Raw genomic sequence first — 14,775 nt, forward strand, 5'->3', positions numbered from 1 at the left:
TAACAAAGGGCAAACAATGAACTCGATACACTTTTTACTATCCACTGTGCTTGATCTGTATATCATGGTGGTTCTGCTGAGAATCTGGCTTCAGGCTGTACGGGCTGATTTCTACAACCCGTTTTCTCAGTTCATCGTTAAAGCAACCCAGCCGGTTATCGGCCCGCTAAGGCGTATCATTCCGTCTGTCGGTTCTATTGATGTGGCCACCCTGCTGTTTGCCTACTTCCTGAGTGTCATGAAGTTCGTGATAATGGTGATGCTGGTCTCCAGTGGCTCTGCCGTATTAAGTGTACAGTTCCTGTTCCTTGGTCTGCTGTCTCTGGTGAAAGCTGCCGGTGGCCTGCTGTTCTGGATCCTGCTGATACAGGCAATCATGAGCTGGATAAGTCAGGGACGCAGCCCAATGGAGTATGTGTTCCACCAACTGACTGAGCCAATGCTTAGCCCAATCCGTCGTATCATCCCGCCAATGGGTGGCCTTGATCTCAGCGTGTTGGTGCTGTTTATTGCTTTGCAGTTCGCTAACTATCTGATGGGCGACATTATTGGTCCTGTCTGGTATCAGCTCTGATGACACAGCCTTCAAACGATGTCGTAAGAAACAATGCGGTAAAACGTGATGGTGATGATCTGATTCTGCGGCTGTATATTCAGCCCAAAGCCAGCCGGGATCAGATCGTCGGCCTGCACGGTGAAGAGCTGAAAATCGCCATTACCGCGCCGCCGGTTGACGGCAAAGCCAACAGCCACCTGACAAAATATCTGTCCAAGCAATTCAAGGTTGCTAAAGGGCAGATCGATATAGAGAAAGGTGAGCTGGGCAGGCATAAACAGGTGCGGATTCACTCTCCGGGACTGATCCCCAAAGAAGTGGAAGTATTACTCTAATCCTCGTCATTCCTGCGCAGGCAAGGAATCTAATAAATACGACAACAATGGTTAAGTAGATCCCAGCCTTCGCAGGGATGACGGCTATATTTAACGCCGGGATGACGGCTGTATTTCCCTCGTTCCCATGCTCTGCGTGGGAATGAATACAAAGCTATATCATGTATGGTAGCGTTTAGTTCGGTATGCGTTCCCACGCTGGAGCATGGGAACGAGAGGGGAAAACACATTTATCCCAACATTCACCTATTCAGAGAAAAACACCATGAATAAAATCGTTCTGGCTACCGGTAACCAGGGTAAGGTTCGCGAGATGGCGGATCTGCTGTCTGACTTCGGTTTCGAAGTACTGGCGCAAAGTGAATTTAACGTATCAGACGTCGCCGAAACCGGAACGACGTTTATCGAAAACGCTATTATCAAAGCGCGTCATGCGGCCCAGGAGACAGGCTTACCGGCCATCGCAGATGATTCTGGCTTAGAAGTCGATACCCTGAAAGGCGCTCCGGGGATCTATTCCGCCCGTTATGCCGGAGAAGGTGCCAGCGATCTGGATAACCTTAATAAATTGCTGGAAGAGCTAAAAGACGTGCCTGAAGCAGAAAGAACCGCACGTTTCCACTGTGTACTGGTGATGATGCGTCATGCTGATGACCCTACTCCTATCGTCTGTCACGGTACCTGGGAAGGCCGGATTTTAAACGAATCTCAAGGCAGTAATGGCTTTGGCTACGACCCGGTATTCTTTGTACCTGAAAAAGGCTGTGCCTCTGCGGAGCTTGAACCTGTAGTGAAGAAGCAGCTTTCCCACCGTGGTAAGGCACTTCAACAGCTATTCGCTACACTAAAACAGTCTTAATCACTTTGTCTGACGTATTGTTATGCTGATACCGCCCCCATTAAGCCTGTATATCCATATCCCGTGGTGTGTGCAGAAATGTCCGTACTGTGATTTCAACTCACATGCGATGAAGTCAGAGATCCCGGAAGATCAGTATATCGATGCACTTCTGGACGATCTGAGTATCGATCGTCAGCGTTATCAGCTGGAACAGGATAGCCGGGAACTGCACTCGATCTTTATCGGCGGCGGCACCCCCAGCCTGATCTCTCCGGAAGGGATCGGCAGACTACTGAGAGGCGTAGAAAGCCAGATCCCGTTTGCTGCCGATATTGAGATCACTATGGAAGCCAACCCCGGAACGATCGAAGCTCAGCGTTTTGCCCAGTACCGGAAACAAGGGGTGACCCGTATTTCTATCGGGGTGCAGAGCTTTGAACAGGACAAGCTAAAAAAGCTGGGACGGATCCATGGTCAGGACGAAGCGGTTAACGCCGCCAAACTGGCACACAGTATCGGCCTGAACAGCTTTAATCTGGATCTGATGCACGGGCTACCGGATCAGACGCCAGCACAAGCACTGGCGGATCTTGATAAAGCCATAGAACTGGCTCCACCGCATCTGTCCTGGTATCAGTTGACCATCGAACCTAACACCCTGTTCTACTCTAAACCACCGGTACTGCCGGACGACGATGACCTGTGGGATATCTTTGAGCAGGGGCATAAAAAACTGAGTGAGGCGGGCTACGTTCAGTACGAAATCTCCGGCTACAGCAAACCGGGCTTTCAGTGCCGGCATAACCTGAACTACTGGCGTTTTGGCGATTATCTGGGTATCGGCTGCGGCGCACACGGTAAAATCAGTTTTGCCGACGGACGTATCATCCGTACCACCAAGGTGAAGCACCCTCGCGGCTACCTTAATTTGCTAAAGCCTTATCTGGATACAGAGGCAGAGGTGGCGGCTGAAGATCGCCCGTTTGAATTCTTTATGAACCGTTTCCGCCTGCTGGAAGCCTGCCCGAAGCAGGATTTTCCAGACAGAACCGGACTGGATCTCAGCGTGATCCAGCCAACCATTCAGCAGGCTCTGGAACTGGGTTATCTTGCAGAAACCGACACCCACTGGCAGGTCACGGAAAAAGGGAAGTTGTTTTTGAATGATCTGCTGGAGATGTTTGTCGGGGACGACGACTAGAGGCTAGAAGCTAGAAGCTAGAAGCTAGAAGCTAGAAGCTAGAAGCTAGAAGCTAGAAGCTAGAAGCTAGAAGCTAGAAAGAATACAGAGCGCTTCGCTTTGAGAATACAGAAAAGCCCTTGTTATTTCTGAATATTTTTATCACCCCGGCCTAAATTTTCGTCATCCCTGCGAAGGCAGGGATCTGATTAAGTATTATCGCCATGTTGATAAGATTCCTGCCTTCGCAGGAATGACGACATTTTGTACAGGAATAACGATGTTTTGTGCACAAATTGTGATATTTCTTGCTTTTATAGTTTCCAGAAGCGCAGCGATCTAGCCTCTAAGGTTTTCTGTATTCTTCAGGACGCTCGTGTCCGCTCTGTAAGGGAGCCTGCGACCGTCCTGTAATCTCTTCTTAGCTCACGCGCTTAAACTTAATATCCCAAACACCGTGTCCCAGACGGTGGCCGCGGGCTTCGAATTTAGTCAGAGGTCTCTCTTCAGGACGTGGTACGTAATCACCCTCTTCAGCAATGTTTTCATAGCCAGGTGCTACGTTCATCACCTCAATCATATGCTCGGCATAGTTTTCCCAGTCCGTTGCCATATGGAAAATACCCGCATCAGGGATCAGCTTCTGACGCACCATCTCAGCAAAATCCAGCTGCACAATGCGGCGCTTATGGTGACGTTTTTTATGCCAAGGGTCAGGGAAGAACAGCTGTACCGTTGCCAGACTGTCATTCGGGATCATATGCGCGAACACTTCCACTGCGTCATGACACATCACTCGCAGGTTCGTCACTCCCTCTTCCTGAGCGGCAGAAAGGCAGGCACCAACACCCGGGCTGTGAACTTCAATACCGATAAAGTTTTTCTCAGGCGCATTCTTCGCCATTTCTACCAGAGAAGCCCCCATACCAAAACCAATTTCGAGTACCACAGGGTTATCATTACCGAACACTGCCTGCCAGTTAAGCAGTTGTGGCTGGTAATCAATACCCATGGTTGGCCAGCACTCTTTCAGAGCGTTTTCCTGCCCCTTGGTTAAGCGTCCTTCACGACGCACAAAGCTGCGCACTTTACGTATTAATTTGCCATCTTCAGTGTATTCGTTAGTGGTCACTTCACTCATTGGTTTTGCCTGTGTCTGCCTGTTCATTGTTCAATCAAAGCCGGAATTATCCAAAGAAACCGCCGCTATGCAAGCGGAATTTACTTATCCCGGCAAGTGTGATGCAATTTGCCGCCAGACAGAGTAATGAAAGAGAAAACTGTGACCCCATTTGCAAACGCCATTCTCGCTTGGTATGAAGAGTTTGGCCGGAAACACCTGCCGTGGCAGCAGGACAAAACTGCCTACAAAGTATGGCTGTCAGAAATCATGCTACAGCAGACTCAGGTAACCACGGTTATCCCTTATTTTGAGCGCTTTCTCCAGCATTTTCCGACCGTCACTGCTCTGGCAGAAGCCGATCAGGATGAAGTGCTGCATCTATGGACGGGGCTGGGTTACTACGCCCGTGCACGTAACCTCCATAAGGCCGCTAAAATCGTCGCAGAGCAATATCAGGGCGAGTTCCCGTTAACGATTGAAGAGATGAACGCCCTGCCCGGCGTAGGGCGCTCTACTGCTGCGGCTATTCTGTCTTCGGTATATAAACAGCCTCATGCCATTCTGGACGGAAATGTAAAACGCACCCTGGCACGCAGCTTCGCAGTAGAAGGCTGGCCGGGGAAAAAACAAGTGGAAAACCGGCTCTGGGAACTGGCAGAAGAACACACCCCAGCGACAGAGACCGATAAGTACAACCAGGCGATGATGGATATGGGGGCGATGGTTTGTACCCGTAGTAAGCCAAAATGCTCTCTTTGCCCCGTAGAGGCGCTCTGTGAGGCTAACAAACTAGGACGCCAGCTCGATTTTCCGGGAAAAAAACCAAAGAAAGAAAAACCAGTAAAAGAGACCTGGTTTATCCTACTTTATCATGACAACCAAATCTGGCTGGAGCAAAGACCACAATCGGGGATCTGGGGCGGTCTGTTCTGCTTCCCGGAGCATAATGCTGCGGACATTACAGCTCAGCTGGATCAACGTTCGGTTCAGGAGTCGCACATTGAAGAGCTACGCCCTCTGATAGCCTTCCGCCATACTTTCAGCCACTACCATCTGGATATCACCCCTGTACTGGTGAAACTGAAACAAACTCCGGATTTGGTCATGGATGGAAGTAAAGGTCTCTGGTATAACTTATCTGTCCCGGAAAAGGTCGGGCTTGCTGCACCAGTAAAACAGCTTATCGACAGCCTGCCTTCGGAACTGAATGAACATAATTAAACAAGGAGAAGATATGAGTCGCACTGTATTTTGTGTCCGCCTGCAAAAAGAAGCTGATGGACTGGATTTTCAGCTATATCCGGGAGAGTTGGGCAAACGCATTTTCGATAATATCTCCAAAGAAGCATGGGCAGAATGGCAAAGTAAACAGACCATGCTGATCAACGAAAAGAAACTGAATATGATGGATCCGGAACATCGTAAACTCGTAGAACAGGAGATGGAGAAATTTCTGTTTGAAGGTAAAGATGTACAAATTGATGGTTATACACCGCCAAGCGAGTAACGCTATTTCGTCACCTGATACCTCGCTATCTGATATCTCGTTATTTGATATCTCGTCATCCCTGCGCAGGCAGGGATCTTATCTGTACTCCTCAAAAAAACCAGATTCCCGCCTTCGCGGGAATGACGATATCTGGCTTAACGCCTCAACAGAAATGACTCTGTCTGGTTTAGCATTTGGTATTCCGATATGAAAAAGTTCTGCTACCTACTGCTCCCTTTCCTGCTGACCGGTTGCAGCCGTGAGTTTGTTGAATCCATCTATGAAGTGGATTATGAACCAACCAACCGTTTTGCTAAAAACCTGGCTCAGCTACCGGGCCAGTTTCAGAAAGATACCGCGGCGCTGGATGCTTTGATGAACAGCTTTTCCGGAAATATCCAGAAACGCTGGGGGCAAAAGCAGATCCGTATGGCCGGTAAGCGCAATTACGTTAAATATATCGATAATTACCTGAGCCGGACCGAAGTCGACTTTGCCAAGGGTACAGTCACGGTCGAGACCGTCTCTTCAACCGAGCCGAAAAAGCACCTGAGAAATGCCATCGTCACCACGCTGCTCACTCCGGATGATCCAGCTCATGTCGACCTGTTCTCCTCATCCGCCATTGAATTGAAGGGTAATCCTTTTCTCTACCGTCAGGTAGTTGATCAGGATAATCAGCCCATTCAGTGGCACTGGCGGGCCAACCGCTTTGCTGATTACCTTATAGCCAACAAACTGAAAACCAAAGATGTGGATTTCAAAAAGGCGTATTACGTTGAAATTCCAATGGTCGAGGAACATTTCAAACTGCGCAGTTATAAATATGCCGATATTGTCCAGCGGGCTTCCCGTAAATACGGTATTCCTGAAGACCTGATCTATGCCATTATCAAAACAGAGAGCAGTTTTAACCCTTATGCCGTCAGTTGGGCTAATGCCTATGGCCTGATGCAGGTGGTGCCTAAAACAGCCGGTGCCGATGTGTTTAAGCTGGTAAAAAAACGTTCAGGGAAACCAAGCCCGCAGTATCTGTTTGATCCGGAAAATAATATCGATACCGGAACGGCCTATTTTTACCTGTTGAAGAACCGCTATCTGAAAGGTGTAAATAACCCCACCTCTCTGGAATACAGCATGATTTCAGCCTATAACGGTGGTACAGGCGGGGTACTGAATACCTTTGACCGCCGCAGCCGTTCCAGAGCGATGAGTGACTTAAATTCGTTACAACCAAATCAGGTATACTGGGCTCTGACGAAAAAACACCCAAACAGTGAATCACGTCGCTACCTGGAAAAAGTCACAAAGTACAAAAAACAGTTCAATCAGGGCTAAAACGATTAAAATCACAGCGCTTAATCACTTTTTTATGTTTTTTTCCAAAAAACTGGTTGACGCTGAGGCCGAAAATCCGTTTAATAGCGCTCCGTCGCCCGGATAGCTCAGTCGGTAGAGCAGAGGATTGAAAATCCTCGTGTCGGTGGTTCGATTCCGCCTCCGGGCACCACAATTTGATTGTTGGTGTCTAAGACATCAATGAATATGCAAAGAATAATAGTGTGCCGACTTAGCTCAGTAGGTAGAGCAACTGACTTGTAATCAGTAGGTCACCAGTTCGATTCCGGTAGTCGGCACCATTCTTTTGCCTCGATAGCTCAGTCGGTAGAGCAGAGGATTGAAAATCCTCGTGTCGGTGGTTCGATTCCGCCTCGAGGCACCATATAATTCCCCCTTAGTTCAGTTGGTAGAACGGCGGACTGTTAATCCGTATGTCGCAGGTTCGAGTCCCGCAGGGGGAGCCACATTAAAAAAGCCAGACCGCAAGGTCTGGCTTTTTTGTTTTCTCTTAACATAACAAACATAAGCACTCAGCCGCCAGGCTGGTTATAACGCAACAACCCGCCCGGCCCGTTTCTGTTATGATTGAAACTGATTAATCAAACGCCGTAACGCTTCAAGGTTATCAACCAGCTTACTGGTTCTCTCTACCGACATTCTTGACATCTGCAAAGTCTCATCCGCCAAACATTTGATATTTACTGTATTGCTATTCACTTCCTGTGTTACCCCGGCCTGCTGCTCCACCGCAACAGCAATCTGGTGGCTGTTATCCGTTATCTGCGCCAACATCTCAGAGATATTACTCAGGACACTTCCTGTCTCATTGGCTCGCTCTGTACACTGCTTGGAGAGCTCTCCTCCCCGCTCCATAATTCCTACGGCATTTTTCGCGGTATCCTGCAGCTCCGAAATCATACCGTGAATTTGATCGGTTGAAGCCTGGCTTTTCGTCGCCAGAGAACGAACCTCATCGGCCACAACAGCAAAGCCTCTTCCTGCTTCGCCTGCTCTTGCAGCTTCAATTGCAGCATTAAGTGCCAGCAGGTTTGTCTGCTCAGAAATATTACCAATAACATCCAGTATACTTTCAATTTTAGTGCTGTTCTGAGCAAGACGGTCGATAACTTCCCGTGAATGATCCAGTTCCGAGGCCAGAGCTTCGATCACATCAATGGTAACAGCAATGCTTTCCATGCCTTTCTGAGACTCTCTGTTCGCTTCTCGAGTCGCATCTGAGGTTGCGGAGGCATTATCAGCCACTTCCTTAATAGAGTGACTTAATTCCTCAACAGCTGTTGCTACCATCTCTGTTTCCGCTGACTGTTTCCCCAGGCTTTGCTCAATAGACTGAATCGTTCCAAATTCATCTTCGGCATCCACGAGTATCTGACCCGCGGTTTCAGAGGTTCTTCCTGACACAGCTCTTAGTTCAGCTTTCCTCATCATGAGTGCCAACTCGACCGGAGAATAATCGTCAAAATGACCGGTATAAGGTTTTTCCATCAGCGGATTGTCATACGCATCCTTCGCCAGTTTTCTTATATGCTTAAAACGCTTATTCTGATAGAAAGCCATCCCCAGCATTAAACAACCGAGCAAACCACCAGAAGCAGCTATATATAATGGTTTAATACCAGAAAGTAATAATGACGACTGAATTAAAATCAGGAAACAAAATAAAGTATGAATCTGAAAATAAGGGATTCTTTTTAAGCGGACTTTATCACCGTTATTTAGCTTTTTATATAATAATGAAGCACGCTTAATTTGCTCTGCATCAGGTTTGGAGCGTACTGACTGATACTCAGTAATTTCTCCCTTATGATCTTTTATTGGGGTAACAAATGCGGAAACCCAATAATATCCTTGACCTTTGCACTGGTTTTTCACCAGCCCCATCCAACTCTTACCAGACTGGACATAGTCCCAAAGCTGAGCAAACGCAGCCTTTGGCATGTCCTTATGACGCACTTTGTTATGCGGTTTACCTGCCAGCTCATCTTCTTCATACTCTGCAATATTGCAGAACACCTCATTGGCGTAAGTGATGGTACTGGAAGGATCTGTAGTAGATATTAAGTTCGCTTCTGCGGGATAATCCTTATTCAACGGATCATCGGGTGTATCAACTGACATTTTGTATAACCTCATGATTCCAATAATGCAATTTAAAGCCTAATCCCTGGCTTAGTCTAAAAAACGACCAATCAGCTTATATTGATAACATAATCAGGGAGGATACTCTATATTTATTAGAGCAAGACAATATTAACTTTGATCAATAATTATGGAAGGGAACACTAAAAACCGATAAAAACTTTCAAGGCCAATGCCATCAATAATAAACCGGAAAGTCTGTCTATCCATTTTGCCTTAGCTCTTAATTTTTCTAAAAAAAGAGAAGAAGAAAGGACAAAAGTAATCAAGGTATACCAAAGCCCATCTACCAACCATGGAGTGACAACAATAATGGCTTTACTGCTCATTTCACTACTCGCACTAATAAACTGGCTAAACAGAGCAATAAAAAACAACATAATTTTTGGACTAGTCAAAGAGATGAAAAAACCTTCCCGGGCTGACTGCCATACGCTCATTCTCTCTCCGGCCTCCAGCCTAGCCGCAATCCCCCCCTTAGAGCGCAGGGCATTAAAACCAAGATACGCAAGATACATTGCCCCAACGTAAGTAATCCCCCTGAAAAGAAGTGGGGACTGATGTAGAAGTGCCGCCAGCCCCACCAAAGTAATAAGGGCATACAGAGCAATACCGGATGCGTGAGCCCAGGCCGTTGCCAGGCCATTATTTCTGCCTCCCGCAAGGCTATGTTTGGCCACCATCGCCAGGCTGGGCCCGGGAGACATCGCTCCAAGTAAACAGACGGTAAACAATGAGAGCCAAATGGTCAGTGTCATGATCTTCTCCTTATTGTGCCATGTTTATCTTTCGTACTAGCAACGAAAGATAGATACCCCTTTAGGCACTCTATACCAACCCTAGCCGGATACCAAGAGTCTCAGAGACCAAAAAACCTCAGCCCAAGCTGAGGTTTTAATGACACGATCTATACAAATTAACCTTTAGATAAAAGGATAAAGGGAATTGAATAAGGTTTTGTTATTTATGTTTTTTGTTCCAGCCATCTTTTGCCAGATATATACGAGCTTCACAACATGGACAATACGGCAGTATTTCCTGATCGCTATTCAGCACCACAGCAATTCTGCACTTCTCACACACGTAAGATCCTTTCCCTGGTTTATCCCCTGTTGAAAACATCTCTTACCCCCTTTTTTTATTTACCCTAGCCTTCGAAGAACTATACGTTATAACGATACAAAATCAAAATAAATCTTAAACTTTTGTTAACATCGGTTAACATTCCAACTTCTTCATTGACTAGGATCAATCCCTGTTGCACATCGAAGTTTCAGAGAAAGAGGAGGGAGAGAAGACAAAAACAAGATAAACAAAAATCAAACACTCATTAACAAATAACACAAAAAGTGTTTTGTTTTTGTGAAGACGTATACATGGCCACATAAAAAAAGAGAACAGCCCCCTCTCTGTTCTCTTGTGTCACTATCCGTCAAAAAATGCCGACATAGCCTTTCCGGCTACTCCTGATATTCGAACTCGTCTATCGTCACTTCGACACGGCGATTCTGCATACGTCCTTCAGCAGTATCATTGGACACTTTAGGTAAAGATTCCCCCGCACCACTCACTGTCAGCCGGGAAGCCTCTATGCCGTTTTGAATCAGGTAATCGGCAACCGCTTGGGCCCGCTTTTCTGAAAGGGTCTGGTTATACGCTTCTGAACCACGAGAATCTGTATGCCCTACAATTTCAGCTTCTGCTTGTGGGTACTTCTTCATCACCCCTACCAGCCAGTCAAAATACTGCTCACTGCCATCGGCCAGATCCGCACTGTTAGTATCAAACAGCTCAACTCCAAACTCCTTAAAGATTTTCGTCTCTAATACGGGGGCAGGCTCTGGCTCTGGTTCCGGCTCAGGCTGAATAACGGGGGTCGGCTCTGGTTCTTCCTCTACCATGACAACGGGTTCTGGCTCAGGCATCGGCTGTGCGACAGCAGAACCAAATTTGTACGCTAACCCAAAGAAGACAGAATTAGCATCCATATCATCGATGATGCCCTCGTTCATATCATTAACGTGTTGATACTCCAGGCGGGCAACCCAGCTATCAGAAAGGGCATACTCACCACCAATAGCGGCGAGCGGTGAAAAATCATCGTCGTAACTGCCGTAATCAATCCAGGCTAACCCAAGCTTCAAATATGCGCCCAGATTTTCAGTTAATGGCATATGGAATTTAGGTGCCAGGGTAAAAATGTCCAGATGGTCATCTACCTCAACGCTGGTGAGACCATCAGTAAAGTTGGATTGGAAATCCCCCAGACGATCATAACCCGCTTCAATCGCTACGTTCTCTTGAAGGTCATACCCTGCAAAAATGCCCCCGCCCATACTGTCATCATCACACGGAGAACTCACGGCACAGCTGTCATCCAGCCAGGTTTGTCCCAATTTACCTCCGAGATAAAACTCAGCATTTGCCAAGGGTGCCACAGACACTCCCAATATAGCCGATATCGCCACTGCTAACTTTTTCATACTATCTCCTTTGCTTTTATATGTTTTTTTATCGCCCATGTAGCCACATTATACTGTCATAGGCCGTGACTACTGGTATCAGTTCTAAGATAACCTTGCTTAATTATCTTTTTGTCAGAGTAATATTAATTTTAGAACAAATTATAGAAAGCACTTATTATTCTGAAGTGGTTTACCCTGACTGCAGTTCCATTTTTACTAGATGTAATAACTAATGGGCTAAACATAAAAACACACTTTCCCAATATTATTCGGCAGTCTCACCAACTTAGTGCAAACTTTCCTTAATTTGCACCAAAAAAAACATACAAAATAGAAAATCAAGGAGATACGCACCAAATTACACCATATTTTCTGGCGTAAAGATTGCTTTATTTATAACCACGAACAATCACAAGAATAAAACTGTTAACTCTTCAGAAAAGCCTTAGCGACAGTATAAAAATCCACTAAAAAAAGAATATTAAGGATAATATTTCTTACCAAATTAGTGCTCTATCGCTTTTCTAACCAAAGGACGGAGACGAGAATGCAACTCACACAAGCAGAAAAACACTGGCTACCATGGTTTGGAAGCACCGGAAAGATAGCTATGCGTAAGGCTTGCTTCCATAACCGGCACAGAAAAGAAGAACTGGAAGAAACCTTCGAAGGCATCGCCCAGACAAGGGTAAGGCTTCTGACGACATGGGCAAATAATCAGTGGGCTTTTCTGGAAAATGCCGCATTATATCTGGCAAGCAAATCTGAAGAATCCAGAACTGAAACACTACGGCAACTGGTGGTTCGTGGTGTCGACTTCTCCGAACTTTTTATTGCCGATGCAGCAGGAAATACCTGCCATTCATCGGAAATCAGCCATAGAGGCATTAATCTGACCGACAGAAAAGCTCTGTCTGCTGGCCTTTCAGCCCAGTACTTACATGGCCCCTATATTGATGCGCGTACAGAAAAACTCGGAGCCTCCAGCTCTAAGTTTCATGATGCGGTGACTCTGATGTTCTATCAGCCATTTTCCGACGAAAATGGTACTCAATACAGCCTTTGCGGACGAGTACCTAATGATGTTCTCGGGGATATTATTCAGCGGGAAGCCGGACATATATACAGCGAGTCTGGTGATAATTACCTGTTCATGGTTGACGCCGTTCACGATACAAGCATTTCTCCTGGCACCGCTCTTTCGCGCTCCCGGTTTGAAGACAACACCTTTTCTCATGGTGAAAACCTTAAGCAAGGTATTAACACCAAATTTGGCGTAGTAAAGATCAAAGCACACACTGAGTTTGAAATTACCTTCACCGATCCGGCAACTAACCAGCTTCATCCCGGAGTCAGAGAAACCATTCGCAATGGGAAAAACCTGTATATCGACTATCCCGGCTACTCTGATTACCGGCATATTCCGGTTATCGGAAAAGGCGTCACCTTTCAGCTACCCGGCTCTCCGGATCGCTGGGGCATGATGTGTGAATCCGACCTGGAAGAGGTATATCGACACCGCAGCTTTTCCCATACACTGACCAGACATTTCACTCTTTATTTGCTTTTCTGTCTGGGCGTTCCTGCTTTAGCTACCAGCCAGCTGCAACTGCCAGCAAGTACTCAAACTCTGCTGACATTGGGCTGTATGCTGATAAGCTTCTTCGCCTTCAGGTATTTTACTGTCGCTCCATTCTGTAAAAAGCTCACGGAAATGACAGCGGTAATACAAACACTGGCAGAAGGTGATGGAAACTTAACCCAGCGCCTCGATGCTTCACGCTTTAGTGCGGATGAAATTGGCGGGCTGGGACGCTGGATAAACAGCTTCGTCGACAACCTGGAAGGTGTCATCACTGAGCTGATCTTTGCCAGTAACGAAGTAAAACAGGTTTCGGAATCAATGTTCCGCCGTTGTCAGATCCTTTCAACGACCAGCAGCGATACCTCTTCGTCGGTAGAAAATATGCTGGATCTGGCAAAACAACAACAAAACGAAATCGCAGGGGCACATCAGTCAGCCTTAGATGTCGATCAGGTGATGCGGGAAGTCGTACAGAACACTGAGGCCGAATATAAGCAGGCTGTCGAAAATGCGAATACCATCCGTGAAATTGTTGAAGCATCTGCACAAAGTGTTAATGAAGTGAATGATGAAATGCAGAAAATATCAGGCATCGTCTCCATTATCACTGAAATAACAGAACAAACCAACCTGCTGGCTCTCAACGCCGCTATCGAAGCAGCCCGGGCCGGGGAACACGGACGCGGGTTCTCTGTTGTGGCCGATGAAGTCAGGGTTTTGGCTCAGCGTACCTCTAAAGCAGCCAACAATATCGGCGATATGATGCACCAGTTACATGAACGTTCCGCGACGGCAGTCGGGTACATGCAACAAGGCATCGACAATGTGGAAAACAACTCTGTCGTTGTAGACTCAGCACAACGTAATGAGCAAATGCATAAATCGGTTACTGACCTGTTTAATATTATTCAGGAGGTCGCCAATAACAGTGAGAATCACAGCAAAACGGCAGACTATACCAAACAGCATACCGACCAATTGCAAACCTCATCACAACAGCTTTCCAGAAGGATTACTCTGATGGAAAATGCCTTATCACGTCTGGATCAGCTTATCGGACAATTCGAAGTCAAGCAGACCGCAGCATAACCAGAAAAACTCAAAAGGCTCAGTGATTCTGAGCCTTTTCTGTTATTAACCCGCAACTTACCGACCAGGCATATACATTCGTCGAGCTGCGTTAATAATGTCCTCGTGTTTTGTCCTGCCTTAACATAACCTTATATAACGTCTCCGTTGTCTGAGGTTCCTTTTTAATCGGTATTACCGGAGACTTATGAGTCATATTATAAAACAATGACTTAATCGTACCAGAAACAAAATAGACAGGTACTGTAATTATCTCCAGACATAAACCAAATACTTTTTCACTAATACTCCAGAACATTCTAAAAGAGCTAACCATTAGCTGATAGAAGAAGGGCAACGTAAAAAGAAATACACCAATGATAACAATACCGGCCACGACAACAGCGACCTGAGCATTAAGACTTAACCCTGAAAACATCCACATCCATTCATACATGTGACTCCTCCCGGCACCCGCAATGCCTCAATAGACATAAATAAATGCGATAATAAAAACATAAGACATGGGTAGATAAACCTCAATACAAGGAAATAAGGCTTTTCTTTTGCTATCGATAAAATCATCAGTAAAATAGATCTTATTACCTGAAAAATCATCAATATAATGAGCC

Annotated in this window: 13 protein-coding genes and 4 tRNA genes; 12 read left to right on the forward strand and 5 right to left on the reverse strand. The window is 46.3% G+C overall.

Translation table 11 applies throughout. From position 1 onward, the window contains the following. Positions 1-16: 16 nt before the first annotated feature. The 4 genes from DI392_RS17360 (at position 17) to hemW (ending at position 2,933) form a co-directional block, all read left to right on the forward strand. A complete protein-coding gene (locus tag DI392_RS17360; protein ID WP_109320963.1) occupies positions 17-574 on the forward strand; it encodes a YggT family protein in 558 nt (185 codons plus the stop codon). Then, positions 574-891 (forward strand): DUF167 family protein YggU, encoded by a 318-nt coding sequence (gene yggU, locus DI392_RS17365; RefSeq protein ID WP_109320964.1) that lies wholly within the window; start codon positions 574-576, stop codon positions 889-891. The genes DI392_RS17360 and yggU overlap by 1 nt, the downstream gene beginning before the upstream one ends. Positions 892-1,156: 265 nt before the next feature. Continuing rightward, positions 1,157-1,750, forward strand: a complete 594-nt coding sequence (locus tag DI392_RS17370) for an XTP/dITP diphosphatase (protein ID WP_109320965.1) — start codon at positions 1,157-1,159, stop codon at positions 1,748-1,750. Positions 1,751-1,772: 22 nt separating this feature from the next. Beyond that, the gene (hemW, locus tag DI392_RS17375; protein ID WP_109320966.1) at positions 1,773-2,933 is read left to right on the forward strand and encodes a radical SAM family heme chaperone HemW; all 1,161 of its coding nucleotides are present in this window, start codon (positions 1,773-1,775) and stop codon (positions 2,931-2,933) included. A gap of 400 nt (positions 2,934-3,333) precedes the next feature. On the opposite strand, the gene trmB is transcribed toward hemW, so the two are convergent. Then, a complete protein-coding gene (gene trmB, locus DI392_RS17380; protein ID WP_109320967.1) occupies positions 3,334-4,053 on the reverse strand; it encodes a tRNA (guanosine(46)-N7)-methyltransferase TrmB in 720 nt (239 codons plus the stop codon). Positions 4,054-4,194: 141 nt separating this feature from the next. Between trmB and mutY the strand changes: the two genes are divergently transcribed. The 7 genes from mutY (at position 4,195) to DI392_RS17415 (ending at position 7,329) form a co-directional block, all read left to right on the forward strand. After that, positions 4,195-5,256, forward strand: a complete 1,062-nt coding sequence (gene mutY / locus DI392_RS17385) for an A/G-specific adenine glycosylase (RefSeq protein WP_109320992.1) — start codon at positions 4,195-4,197, stop codon at positions 5,254-5,256. A 13-nt stretch (positions 5,257-5,269) separates the two neighbouring features. Next, complete coding sequence (locus tag DI392_RS17390; protein ID WP_109320968.1) at positions 5,270-5,542, forward strand: oxidative damage protection protein; 273 nt, start codon at positions 5,270-5,272, stop codon at positions 5,540-5,542. 189 nt (positions 5,543-5,731) lie between these two features. Then, positions 5,732-6,862 carry a membrane-bound lytic murein transglycosylase MltC gene (gene mltC / locus DI392_RS17395; RefSeq protein WP_109320969.1) on the forward strand — a complete coding sequence of 377 codons (1,131 nt, stop codon included), beginning with the start codon at positions 5,732-5,734 and terminating at the stop codon, positions 6,860-6,862. A gap of 96 nt (positions 6,863-6,958) precedes the next feature. Then, a tRNA-Phe gene (locus DI392_RS17400) sits at positions 6,959-7,034 on the forward strand. Between the two features lie 54 nt (positions 7,035-7,088). Next, positions 7,089-7,164, forward strand: a tRNA-Thr gene (locus DI392_RS17405). Positions 7,165-7,171: 7 nt separating this feature from the next. Beyond that, positions 7,172-7,247, forward strand: a tRNA-Phe gene (locus DI392_RS17410). A 6-nt stretch (positions 7,248-7,253) separates the two neighbouring features. After that, positions 7,254-7,329: transfer RNA gene (locus DI392_RS17415), tRNA-Asn, on the forward strand. 115 nt (positions 7,330-7,444) lie between these two features. Here the strand turns inward: DI392_RS17415 and DI392_RS17420 are convergent. The 3 genes from DI392_RS17420 to DI392_RS17430 all read right to left on the reverse strand — a co-directional run bounded on the left by DI392_RS17420 (position 7,445) and on the right by DI392_RS17430 (position 11,508). Further along, entirely contained in the window at positions 7,445-9,004 is a 1,560-nt protein-coding gene (locus DI392_RS17420) for a methyl-accepting chemotaxis protein (protein WP_109320970.1), read from the reverse strand. Between the two features lie 164 nt (positions 9,005-9,168). Continuing rightward, positions 9,169-9,783 carry a LysE family translocator gene (locus DI392_RS17425; protein WP_109320971.1) on the reverse strand — a complete coding sequence of 205 codons (615 nt, stop codon included), beginning with the start codon at positions 9,781-9,783 and terminating at the stop codon, positions 9,169-9,171. Positions 9,784-10,485: 702 nt separating this feature from the next. After that, complete coding sequence (locus tag DI392_RS17430; protein ID WP_109320972.1) at positions 10,486-11,508, reverse strand: OmpA family protein; 1,023 nt, start codon at positions 11,506-11,508, stop codon at positions 10,486-10,488. Positions 11,509-12,037: 529 nt separating this feature from the next. On the opposite strand from DI392_RS17430, the gene DI392_RS17435 reads away from it, so the two are divergent. Further along, positions 12,038-14,164 (forward strand): methyl-accepting chemotaxis protein, encoded by a 2,127-nt coding sequence (locus DI392_RS17435; RefSeq protein WP_109320973.1) that lies wholly within the window; start codon positions 12,038-12,040, stop codon positions 14,162-14,164. Between the two features lie 91 nt (positions 14,165-14,255). On the opposite strand, the gene DI392_RS17440 is transcribed toward DI392_RS17435, so the two are convergent. After that, positions 14,256-14,600, reverse strand: a complete 345-nt coding sequence (locus DI392_RS17440) for a hypothetical protein (RefSeq protein WP_109320974.1) — start codon at positions 14,598-14,600, stop codon at positions 14,256-14,258. Positions 14,601-14,775: the final 175 nt, after the last annotated feature.

The organism is Vibrio albus, from assembly GCF_003144035.1.
In the GTDB taxonomy this organism is placed as follows: Bacteria; Pseudomonadota; Gammaproteobacteria; order Enterobacterales; family Vibrionaceae; genus Vibrio; species Vibrio albus.

What these genes read in the sequence shown, in the direction of transcription:
- DI392_RS17360 (WP_109320963.1), top strand. Translation starts at nt 17, where the DNA reads ATGAACTCGATACACTTTTTACTATCCACTGTGCTTGATCTGTATATC.
- yggU (WP_109320964.1), top strand. Translation starts at nt 574, where the DNA reads ATGACACAGCCTTCAAACGATGTCGTAAGAAACAATGCGGTAAAACGT.
- DI392_RS17370 (WP_109320965.1), top strand. Translation starts at nt 1,157, where the DNA reads ATGAATAAAATCGTTCTGGCTACCGGTAACCAGGGTAAGGTTCGCGAG.
- hemW (WP_109320966.1), top strand. Translation starts at nt 1,773, where the DNA reads ATGCTGATACCGCCCCCATTAAGCCTGTATATCCATATCCCGTGGTGT.
- trmB (WP_109320967.1), bottom strand. Translation starts at nt 4,053, where the DNA reads ATGAGTGAAGTGACCACTAACGAATACACTGAAGATGGCAAATTAATA.
- DI392_RS17390 (WP_109320968.1), top strand. Translation starts at nt 5,270, where the DNA reads ATGAGTCGCACTGTATTTTGTGTCCGCCTGCAAAAAGAAGCTGATGGA.
- mltC (WP_109320969.1), top strand. Translation starts at nt 5,732, where the DNA reads ATGAAAAAGTTCTGCTACCTACTGCTCCCTTTCCTGCTGACCGGTTGC.
- DI392_RS17420 (WP_109320970.1), bottom strand. Translation starts at nt 9,004, where the DNA reads ATGTCAGTTGATACACCCGATGATCCGTTGAATAAGGATTATCCCGCA.
- DI392_RS17425 (WP_109320971.1), bottom strand. Translation starts at nt 9,783, where the DNA reads ATGACACTGACCATTTGGCTCTCATTGTTTACCGTCTGTTTACTTGGA.
- DI392_RS17430 (WP_109320972.1), bottom strand. Translation starts at nt 11,508, where the DNA reads ATGAAAAAGTTAGCAGTGGCGATATCGGCTATATTGGGAGTGTCTGTG.
- DI392_RS17435 (WP_109320973.1), top strand. Translation starts at nt 12,038, where the DNA reads ATGCAACTCACACAAGCAGAAAAACACTGGCTACCATGGTTTGGAAGC.
- DI392_RS17440 (WP_109320974.1), bottom strand. Translation starts at nt 14,600, where the DNA reads ATGTATGAATGGATGTGGATGTTTTCAGGGTTAAGTCTTAATGCTCAG.